Origin of the sequence: Devosia sp., assembly GCF_030689745.1 — a bacterium.
Taxonomy (GTDB): Bacteria; Pseudomonadota; Alphaproteobacteria; order Rhizobiales; family Devosiaceae; genus Devosia; species Devosia alba.
On record NZ_JAUYGL010000093.1, the window covers coordinates 1 to 10,149 of the forward strand.

The 10,149-nt window shown below is 61.7% G+C and carries 11 protein-coding genes and 1 pseudogene; 1 reads left to right on the forward strand and 11 read right to left on the reverse strand.

Going from position 1 to position 10,149, the window contains the following annotated elements; all coding sequences use genetic code 11:
- Window positions 1-164 precede the first annotated feature (164 nt).
- Entirely contained in the window at window positions 165-452 is a 288-nt protein-coding gene (locus Q8O80_RS08065) for a hypothetical protein (RefSeq protein ID WP_305578760.1), read from the reverse strand.
- Between Q8O80_RS08065 and Q8O80_RS08070 the strand changes: the two are divergent.
- Window positions 414-746, forward strand: a pseudogene (locus Q8O80_RS08070) (transposase); the annotation flags it as partial. The gene Q8O80_RS08065 and the pseudogene Q8O80_RS08070 sit on opposite strands and share 39 nt — an antisense overlap.
- Window positions 747-1,094: 348 nt before the next feature.
- On the opposite strand, the gene Q8O80_RS08075 reads toward Q8O80_RS08070, so the two are convergent.
- From Q8O80_RS08075 to Q8O80_RS08120, 10 genes are all read right to left on the reverse strand, one after another.
- Window positions 1,095-2,066, reverse strand: a complete 972-nt coding sequence (locus Q8O80_RS08075; RefSeq protein WP_305578762.1) for an asparaginase — start codon at window positions 2,064-2,066, stop codon at window positions 1,095-1,097.
- Window positions 2,063-3,319, reverse strand: a complete 1,257-nt coding sequence (locus tag Q8O80_RS08080; protein WP_305578764.1) for a PotD/PotF family extracellular solute-binding protein — start codon at window positions 3,317-3,319, stop codon at window positions 2,063-2,065. The genes Q8O80_RS08075 and Q8O80_RS08080 overlap by 4 nt, the downstream gene beginning before the upstream one ends.
- A complete protein-coding gene (locus tag Q8O80_RS08085) occupies window positions 3,316-4,335 on the reverse strand; it encodes a GTP-binding protein (protein ID WP_305578766.1) in 1,020 nt (339 codons plus the stop codon). Before Q8O80_RS08085 ends, Q8O80_RS08080 begins: the two co-directional genes overlap by 4 nt.
- On the reverse strand, window positions 4,332-4,658 hold the full coding sequence (locus tag Q8O80_RS08090) for a hypothetical protein (protein WP_305578768.1): 327 nt from the start codon (window positions 4,656-4,658) through the stop codon (window positions 4,332-4,334). The genes Q8O80_RS08085 and Q8O80_RS08090 overlap by 4 nt, the downstream gene beginning before the upstream one ends.
- Window positions 4,659-4,709: 51 nt before the next feature.
- Window positions 4,710-5,588: a polysaccharide deacetylase gene (locus Q8O80_RS08095; RefSeq protein ID WP_305578770.1), complete on the reverse strand. Its 879-nt coding sequence runs from the start codon at window positions 5,586-5,588 to the stop codon at window positions 4,710-4,712.
- A gap of 54 nt (window positions 5,589-5,642) precedes the next feature.
- A complete protein-coding gene (locus Q8O80_RS08100; protein WP_305578772.1) occupies window positions 5,643-6,743 on the reverse strand; it encodes an ABC transporter ATP-binding protein in 1,101 nt (366 codons plus the stop codon).
- A 67-nt stretch (window positions 6,744-6,810) separates the two neighbouring features.
- A complete protein-coding gene (locus Q8O80_RS08105; RefSeq protein WP_305578774.1) occupies window positions 6,811-8,031 on the reverse strand; it encodes a PotD/PotF family extracellular solute-binding protein in 1,221 nt (406 codons plus the stop codon).
- 27 nt (window positions 8,032-8,058) lie between these two features.
- Window positions 8,059-8,832, reverse strand: a complete 774-nt coding sequence (locus Q8O80_RS08110; RefSeq protein WP_305578776.1) for an SDR family NAD(P)-dependent oxidoreductase — start codon at window positions 8,830-8,832, stop codon at window positions 8,059-8,061.
- 11 nt (window positions 8,833-8,843) lie between these two features.
- Window positions 8,844-9,575: an SDR family NAD(P)-dependent oxidoreductase gene (locus Q8O80_RS08115; RefSeq protein ID WP_305578778.1), complete on the reverse strand. Its 732-nt coding sequence runs from the start codon at window positions 9,573-9,575 to the stop codon at window positions 8,844-8,846.
- Window positions 9,572-10,149: ABC transporter permease (locus tag Q8O80_RS08120; protein WP_305578780.1), on the reverse strand; the 578-nt coding region annotated here is incomplete at its 5' end. The genes Q8O80_RS08120 and Q8O80_RS08115, both read right to left, overlap by 4 nt.

Here is a 10,149-nt window from a genome sequence, read left to right on the forward strand (position 1 = left end):
CCTGACATGCCACCTTCACGGGACAAATCGGTATGGTTCAGCACGTCGTAGTTAAGCCGGTCTCCGGCCAGGACATTCCGGTTGTCATTGGATTTGTATAGCGTCCAGTTGTCGCGCAAGCGTTTTGGGCAAAGGACGAGAACGCGGTCATTGCGCAGTTCGTATTACTTGATCACTGCCAACGCCTCGAAGGTCTTGCCCAGACCTACACTGTCCGCGATGATGCAGCCGCCAATGCACTCAAGCTTATCGATGGCACCCACCACACCGTCGCGCTGGAACTTAAAGAGCTTTTTCCACACAGCCGTGTCGCGTATGCCGGTCGCCGATTTGACGATGCGCTCCTCGTCCAACTCGTCACCCAAATCCTTGAACAGCTCGAACAAGAATTTGAAATAGAGCAAGGAAAGCGGCCGCAGCGCTTTGTTCATTCGAGGGCGGTGGGTGCTCATGTCGGGTTGACGCCTCGTCGTCACCAGTCGGGTGAAATCGACTATGATGGCGGCATCTCAAAGTCCGGCGACACCATGCTGCGCACGATGCTGTACGAGGCCCCGCAGGTTCTGCTCACCCAGCGCGGTAAGTGGTCGTGGCTGAAAGCGTGGGGCATGAGGGTTGCGCAGCGGCGTGGCCAGCGGCGTGCCATAGTCGCCGTGGCCCGCCGCCTGGCGGTGATCCTGCACAGGATGTGGACCGACGGCACAGACTTCCGCTGGGGCAGCGAACCCGCCGCAACGACCGCCTGATTACCCCTATACAGGAGCTTTACCGGATCTGCCTCGGCAGGAAAGAGGTCCTCACGGGGACGAAGGTGGTGTGAGATCGCACTGGCGGCAGCCCTGCCAACTGGCAAGGGCGCCCAAAAGATTGATCCACTCCGCTTTTTCTTACCCCATCGTGGGGCGGTCACAGCGCCGACCCCGAAGAGAAGCGCGAACCCCGTGTGGTACGACCTCATGCCAAACAGCAAGCCTGACCCTATACACCCGCCGCTCGACAGCGCTCTTGCGAGTCCAGCAATGCCGCCTCGCGGCGGCAGATGACGTCGCGCGACCCTTGACACAAACCGCGATAGAGAAGCCGTCAGTATCTATCTAGAACCGAGCAAATGCTCGAACGATTGCGTTTTTGTCTGCGCCTGCAGCCATTAGAACGGAAAGAAGCAATCGGGCCTTGATAGCAGGGAGTTCTCCGGCAAATATGGCGCCGGCGGCCCCCAGAGTTGTCGCGCCACTGTCGCCACCATAGACCGACAGCGTTCTGCCCTCCGCACAACGAGAGGCGATCACCACGTGGGAGCCGCCATTGACCAGTCGCGACACCGCACCGGCATAGCCGCGTGGGGCATTGCCGCGCCCGAAGGCTTCGATGACCACCCCGGGAACGCCGCTGCTGGCGCAGAAATCGAGATAAGCGGTGGTTGAGCCGAGGCCGGGCTTGATCAATTCTACGCCTTCGACAAGGCCCATATCCGCAAAGACCCGTCTTTGCGGACGCCGCCCGATATGAACGACGGCGTTGTCCACCTCGCCCAGCTTCCCATAGCCAGCGGATCGGAATGTATCGACACGCGAGGTGTGGGTCTTGCTGACCGAGCATGCGGCGTGAATATCGCCTTCAAAGACCACGACCGTGCCAAGCCCGCACGCAATCGGCGCAGCAGCGACGCGCACGGCGTCGGCAATGTTGCGTGGCCCGTCGGTGTTGGGCATGTCAGCGTGGCGCTGGGCGCCGGTGAAGACAACAGGCTTGTCGCTAGCGATCAACAGGTCGCAAACAAAAGCTGTCTCTTCCATGGTGTCGGTGCCGTGCGTGACGACAACGCCATCGCAGTCGGCCCGCGCCAGATGGGCACGAACCACACCGACAAGCTGGTGCACCGTCGGCAGGTCAAGCGCATAGCTCCCAACCGATCTGAAATCATCGACTTCAAGGGCGATTCCATCCAGCGGATCCTGCAAAGTGGCAATCAACGTCGCGCCGTTTCGGTCGGCGATGACAGAGTGGTCGCTGGTTTTGCCCGAGGCGATGGTTCCCCCGGTGGAGACGATGACGACCCGCTTCATTTCAACTGTCTCCGTCCGCGGCTGTTGCGCTGGTCGCTGCCGCTCACCAGTTCGCCCCAGCGGCGCACCAGATAATTGTGTTCGTCCATGGTGGTGTTCCACAGCGCGATATGGGCGGCGCGGCTCCAATAAGCCCCGCCGGAACGAATATCACCGGGCCGGATCGCCATCGCCCCGTTGACGTCGGGCAGTGGCATGCTGGCTTCCTTGCCGCCGTACCAATAGTCCCATTCCTCGGGCTGCAGATGATCGCGCACCCGGGCGGGTACGGACATGTAGTAGCCCTGCCGCGCCATGATGGCACCCGGCCAGCCGGACAAATACCAATTTAGATAGCCATAGGCCTGGTCGAGGCGATGGCCGGACAGATGCCGCGCCAGACATAGCCCGCCATGCCAGGCCCGATAGCCCTCGACGGGGACGGCTTGGCGCATGCGGATGCCGCTGGCCTTTAGCGCAATGACGCTGGGGGACCACATGCTGCCGATCAGCATTTCGTGGGCGCGAACGTGGTCGCTGGCCTCGTCGCTGGTGCGCCAGAACGCGGTAAAATGACCGCTGGCGCGCAGATCGATCGCTAACTCGATCAATTGGTCGATCTCGGTGACGCTCATATTGCCGATATCGTTGAACCGCATCTGACCGGTGGCGCGAAACGCCAATGCCAAGTCGAAGATTCCGATGGCTGGTTCGTCAACGATGCCAACGCCGCCATTCCAGCGCGGATTCAGCAATTCGGCCCAGGACGTCATGTCGCGATCAACATCGGCCCCGGTCGCGTCCTGATTGACCGCGAAACAATCGAAATTGTGCACCGTAGGCAGCATGGAGATGCTGCCCGATGGAGATGAGGACAGGGAGTGGTCGGGTTGCACATAGAGCCGCGTGACCGGCGCGTCGCCAAGGCCGATCCGGGCCTCGGCGTTGACGCCACCCTTCTTGGTCAGATCGGAGACATCATCCCAGGCTTCGATCCGGGCGAGGTCGATCGGCTGGATGGCCCGCCAGTGCCAGACAATATCGAGGTTATGGAAGCACTGATCGTAAATGTCGTAGCGATCGGGTTCAGTAGCGGCAATGCGCTGGGCAGTGACGAAGTCGTGCTGCTCGAACACCACCTCATAACCCAGGTCCTGTTTGGCGCGGGCGCGCAATTGCTGCACCGGGATAATCTCGGTGCACAGCACGCGCAAGACAGTCTTGTCATGCGAACGGATGACTGCGGGCGCGGGAACCATCGAGTGATCGTTCATCCGATCGCCACCGCCTGCATTTCGGACGCCCGTGATCCCGCGTGGAAAACCTCAAACGATCTGCGCACCAGCGCCGGATCAAGATCCTGCATGATGAAAACCAGCTTCGACCGACGGTCGCCGTCCGGCCAGCCGGACATGTGCACGGGCGGATGCACTAGGCGTTGCACCCCATGCACGGCGACCGGCTTGGCTTCGCCGATATTCAAAATTCCCTTGACCCGCAGCACCTTATCTCCATGCTTGTGCAGCAGCATCGTCAACCAGATGCCGAACACCGTCCAGTCAATCTCGCGGTCCGTCACAATGGAAAATGATTGCACGCTTTGGGTGTGAGCGCTGATCCCGCCTTGGCTACCAGACAAAAATTCCGCCGGCAGGAGCCGCTCAGGCGCAAGACTGAGATCGACAATGATCCCCGCACCGGCGGTCGCGGCGTCCAGCACGGTGGCGGTCGGGTTGATGGCGCGCACCATGGCCTTGAGGTCGTTGACGGCATCGGCCGTCGCAAGATCGGTTTTTGTCAGGATGATCGAATCGGCAGCGGCCACTTGATGCAGCGCCTCCTGGCGGGTCGCGAGTTGGGCGTGCCCGTTCACCGCGTCCAGCGTCGCCACGACATTGCCCGCCGAAAAATGGCTGCGCAGCACCGGATGCGCGCGGATCGTGGACAGAACCGGATAGGGATCGGCCAGCCCGGTGGTCTCGATGATAATCCGGTGAAACCACGGCACCTCGCCGCGCGTGCGCAACGAATGCAGGTTCAGCAAGGCATCGGCGATCTCGCCGCGAACCGTGCAACACAGGCACCCCGATTTCATCAGCACGACATTGGAATCGATGCGGTCAAGCAGGTGATGATCCAGCCCAACCTCGCCGAATTCGTTGATGAGCACGGCGGCGCCGGCAAGCTCGGGATCATGGAGCAGCCGCTGCAGCAGCGTGGTCTTGCCCGACCCCAAAAATCCCGTCAGCAGATTGATCGTGGTAGGTGCGTTGCTATCAAATTCCGTCATGATTGCGCCTGCAGCCGCGCCAAAAGCTCTGGATCGAGCGGATCGAACGACCCTCCAGACAAGGCCTCGGCTTCGGGCCAGAGATGGGAGAGACTGTCAAAAATCCGCACCTTCCCCGTCGCCGTGCTCAGCACATATGCCCTGCCCCGCCAGTCGGCAAGCCGCAGCCGGCGGAGCGCCAGGATGCAGTTGACCATGTGTTCGCGGTGCGCAGCCTCACGGCGGCGCGACAGGCGGTCTCCATTGCGGGAATACACACCGTCACGCGCCACCGCACTCGACCAGTGATCGTCGCACCCTAAAATTCCGCACAGCGAACACATGGTCTCTTTCCTTCCTCAAGCGGGCCACGCAGCCGACCCGCCGCATCTCGGTTATTTACGCGGAAAGCGTTTTGCGAAGTCGTCAGCCATCTCGTTCATGGTGACGAACCGAACGCCTTCGTGGCCCTTGATGTATTCGAAAAGGCGCTCCAGCATCAGCAGAACCTGCGGCCGACCGGCCACGTCGGGATGGATGGTCATCGGAAACACCGCATAGTCCATCTCCCGATAGACCCAATCGAACTGGTCGCGCCACATTTGCTCGATGTCGCGCGGATTGACGAAACCGTGGCTGTTCGGCGCCGTCTTGATGAACATCATCGGCGGCAAATCGTCGAGATACCAGTTGGCAGGGATTTCGATGAGCTCGGTTTCGGTGCCACGCACCAGCGGCTTCATCCAGTCCTCGGGGCGGCCGGAATAGTCGATCTTGGTCCAGCTATCGCCAACACGCACATAATACGGGGTGAAATCGTTGTGCATCAGCGAGTGATCGTACTTGATGCCGCGTTCGAGCAGCAGCTCGTTGGTGACGTTGGAGAATTCCCACCACGGCGCCACATAGCCGGTGGGGCGCTTGCCACACAGTTCGGTAATCAGCGCGATGGACTTGTCCAGCACCGCCTCTTCCTGCTCGCGGGTCATGGCGATAGGATTTTCGTGGCTATAGCCATGGATGCCGATTTCGTGGCCGGCGCCGGCAACAGCCTTCATCTGCACTGGGAAGGTTTCTACCGAGTGCCCGGGAATGAACCAGGTCGTCTTGATGCCCATGCGCTCGAACAGCTTGAGCAGGCGGGGCGAGCCGACTTCGCCGGCAAACATGCCGCGCGAGATATCGTCGGGGCTGTCCTCACCGCCGTAGGAGCCCAGCCAGCCGGCCACCGCATCAACGTCGACGCCAAACCCTACCAGAATTTCTTTCGCCACAACAATTTCTCCTTACAAATTGGAAGGACCACTCGGGTCCCGATGCTTTTTTGGTTAGCGCGCTGCCGGCACCAGGGTGACCTTCTCTTCCGGCAGCGAAATGGCGACGCGATTGCCCTTTTCCAACGCGGCGATACCCGGTCGGTTCACATGCGCCTCGATCGCGATCTGTGCACCCGATGACAGATTGATGCGGAAGTGACCGATGCTGCCGACGATCTGGCGGGCAGCGATTTCACCGGACAGGCGCGGATTGCCTGAATTGTCATTGGAAGCGGCGGTCTCTGCCTCAATCTGGATCGCCTCGGCCGGTATGACGGCCAATACACCCTGCCCGTCCCCGATTGCCGCGCCCAAAGTGCCGGTGATGCGCCCCAGCGGTGTCTCAATGGAACCGTCACTGCCCAAGCCAGCTTTGAAGCCCGACCCGGCAAAGATCGCATTGGAGCCGATAAACTGCGCGACAAAGGCAGTCGAGGGACGGTTGTAGAGATCACGCGGCGTGCTGATCTGTTCGACTACGCCATTGCTCATCACCACGACGCGATCCGACAGGCCCAAAGCCTCAGACTGCGCGTGGGTCACGAAGACGAAGGTGATGCCCAGCTCGCGCTGCAAAAGCTTGAGTTCGTTCTGGATGATCCGACGCAAATTGGCGTCGAGCGCCCCGAGCGGCTCATCGAGCAGGAGAATTTGCGGCTCGACCACCAGCCCCCGCGCCAGGGCGATGCGCTGACGCTGACCGCCGGAGAGGTTGTTCGCCTTGCGATCAGCATAAGCACTCAGGCCAAACATGTCGAGAATTCGGTCGACCTTGTTATCGCGCTGGCGGCGATCCATGCGCTTGATGTCGAGGCCGAAGGCGACGTTTTCGCGCACGCTCATATGCGGAAACAGCGCGTAATTCTGAAAGATCATCGAGGTGGGACGCGCCTCGGGTGGAGTGCGCGACACATCCTTGCCCTTGATCAGGATACGGCCATGGGTGATGTCCTCGAACCCGGCGATCATGCGCAGCGTGGTCGATTTCCCACAGCCCGACGGCCCGAGGAAGGCGACGAATTCACCCGGCTTTACCTGCAGGTCGAAATTGGCGACGGCAATGGTGCCATCGCGGTAGGTCTTGCCCACGCCGAGCAGTTCAAGATCGTTCATTGGTCAATCCTTTTGAGCCCAGGCTTCCGGCGGCGCACCGCCGGAAGCCGAGATTGCGAATGAGCGACTAGGCGTTGAGGAATTCGTCCCAACGTTCGATCAGGTAGTCATATTCGTCCGGCCACTGATGCCAGTAGGCGACGTTGGCGCCGCGCTGTTCGAGCGAGCCGCCATCGCGCAGATCGCCTTCCTTGATGCCGTTCTCGGCGGCGCCGACCCAGGGCTTGCCCTCGTACCAGAAGGCGTATTTCTCGGGGCTCATCGCGCCCTTGATCGCGGTCGAGGGCGAATAATAGCCCTGCTCGGTCACCGCGATTGCCGGGGGACCCGACAGCCAGAAATTGGCATAGGCGATCACGGCCTCGCGGTTGGGCGAGCCCTTAAGCAGCGACGGCCCGATGGCCCAGCCGCGGGTGCCTTCTTTGGGCGTGGCGTATTTGGCGGGCTTGCCCTGCGCCTTGACCGCCATGACGGCCGGCTGCCAGGCATCGCATACTACCATTTCGCCCGATGCCATCAGGTTGACCAGTTCACCGAAATCGCCCCAAAGCGCCCGGAACTGGCCATCCTTCTTTTTGGAGATCAGGAACTTGGCGGCTTCTTCGATCTCGCCCCGCGTAGCATTGCCCGGGTTCTTGGCTTCCATCAGGCCCAGCGAGTTCATCGCCAAAATCGCCTGCCCGAAAGCAATCAGCGGATCGACGTTCAGCCCCGAACGGCCCTTCCACTTGGGATCGAACAGCGCGGTCCAGGTATTGGCTTCCTCGTCGCTGACGACGTCAGGGTTATAGCCGATGGAGTCGTAGTTATAGACGGCGGGGACCATGTAGAGCTCGGTCTGCGCCTCATCGGCCCAGATCTGTCCGACGATCTGCGCGCTGCGATCCCATTTTGGATTGGCAGCGGTGAAGGTGTCACGAATGCCGGCCCAGTTGGGCAGGCTGGCAACTGGGATCGGCTCGACATTGTCGGTGGCGATCAATGCCGGCAGACGTTCGCCAATGATTTCCCAGCAGTCATAATCGCCCGAACCAGACAAAATGCGGGTCTGCGCGTCGGGAAAGGTCGACGGTGTACCGGAGACGGAACTGACGCCACTCTCGGCCTTGAACATTTCGAGAATACGGTCCTGCACCGTGGTTGCAAGGCCCGTGGTGCGCAGTTGCTGGCTCGACAGCTCCTGCGCAAAAGCCTGCCACGAAAACGGCATGCCACCCAGAGCCAGCGCGCCCAAACCGGCGCCGCCCTTGAGCAACCCTCGCCGCGATACATTGAATTTGTTATTCATTGTCGTTCCCATCCCTTTTTTTATTGGTCAGTATCGGCCGACCAACAGGCCGCCATCGACTGTCAGCACCTGCCCGGTGAGGTAGGACGCCGCAGATGAAGCTAGAAATTGAATGACCGACGCGATCTCGTCGGGCTCGCCGAGGCGCTGCATCGGAATGTATGGCGAGGCCAGCTCGGCCGCGTCGGGCCCCAGCGAGTTCTCGGCAGACAGCAATTGGGCGGTGCGGATATAGCCGGGGGCCACGCCGTTGACGCGAATGCCTGCGCTCGCCAGCTCCACCGCTAGCCCGCGCACCAGCCCGACCACGCCGGATTTGGCGGCGGAATAATGCACGTGCTCATCCCAGCCATAGGCCACGCCCATGATCGAGGAGAGGCAGACAATCGAGCCCGATTGCGCCGCGCGCATGGCGTCCAGCGCCGGGCGGATCACCCGGAACATGCCCTTGAGATCGATGTCGAAGGTTTCGTCCCACTTTTCGTCGGTCAGCGCCGCCAGAGGCACCCGATGGGCGATGCCCGCATTGGCGACGATCACGTCGATGCGGCCCAGCCGCGCCATGATGTCGGCCATCACCGCGTCGGCCTGTTCGGTCGAGCGCACATTGAGCGCGACGAATTGGGCGCTTCCGCCGGCATCGACGATCGATTGGGCGACGGCCTTGCCTTGCGCTTCGAGCACGTCGGTCACCACGACGTGGTCGCCTGCCCGGCCAAAGCCTTCACAGCTGGCCCGGCCAATGCCGATACCCCCGCCAGTCACTAGAACCACGCGCCGTTCGATAGTCATCTCAGTCATCTCCACGCTGCTCACAGCATCACGTCGCCCGAATTGGGCCCCAGGGTCTGGCCGGCAAACAGGGCGGCATCGTCCGAAGCGAGGAAGGACACCACCCCGGCAATTTCCAACGGCTCGCCGAACCGGCCGAGCGGCAGGCCGGCGGCCTTGGCAATCTTCCAGTCCTCCGAGAGGGCGGCCACGAGTGGCGTATTGATTGGTCCTGGCGCTATCGCATTGACCCGCACCCCTTTGGCGGCGACTTCGCGCGCCAGCGACTTGGTCATGGCGATGATGGCGCCCTTGGCTCCCGCGTAATGCACCAGCTCGACACCGCCGATCTGACCCAATTGCGATGCCATGTTGATCACCACGCCCCGCTGCCGTTCCAGCATGGCCGGCAGGAACGCCTGGGTGACGAGGAAGGTGCCACGCACATGCACCGCGAACATGCGGTCGAATGCGGAGGGCGTGATCTGCATGAAGGCTGCCTGGTCGGCATGACCGGCATTGTTGACCACCAGCTCGGGCGCGCCCAGTTCGGCACGTGCTGCCCCGGCCATCGCCGCCACGCTGCCAGCGTCCGACACGTCACATTGGTACGCGCTGGCGGTGCCACCCGCTGCGGTGATGGTCGCCACCACCGCCTCCGCCGATGCGCGATCGAGATCGACGGCTGCCACGGCATAGCCATCGGCGGCGAGACGCATGGCGATTGCTGCCCCAATTCCGGACCCGGCGCCGGTGACAATTGCCGCCCTCATATCGCTTCCTCCTGGCCCTTGAAGGATCGGCCCTTGCTGACGGAGCGGCCCATCAGGATCGCGTAGATCAGCAACAGTGCGAAGGAGAACAGCGTGGTCAGCACCCCGAAGGCGAAGATATTGGGGTGAATTTCCACGGCAAAAGTGCCGTAGATCGAGAGCGGGAGCGTCAGGTCGCGCCCCGATGTGAACAGAGTGCGCGAGAACTCATCATAGGACAGCGTGAACGAGAACATCATCGCCGACAGAACGCCCGGGAAGATGAGCGGGAAGGTGACCCGCCGGAAGGTTTGCGCCGGCGATACGCCCAGCGACAGCGATGCCTCTTCGATGGTGCGATCAAAGCGGTTGAAGATCGCCAGCATGATCAGGAAGGCGAATGGGAAGGTGTAGACCACGTGCAGCACGAACGAGGTGCCCCACCAGGCGCGATCGATGCCGAACTGGTTCGACAGCAGCGCCATGCCCAGCCCCACCAGCACGCCCGGCACCATCATGCCGAGGATGATCAGGTAAAACACCGGCCCCGAACCCTTGAAGCGCGTGCGGAAGGCCTCGGCGCTCATCACCCCCA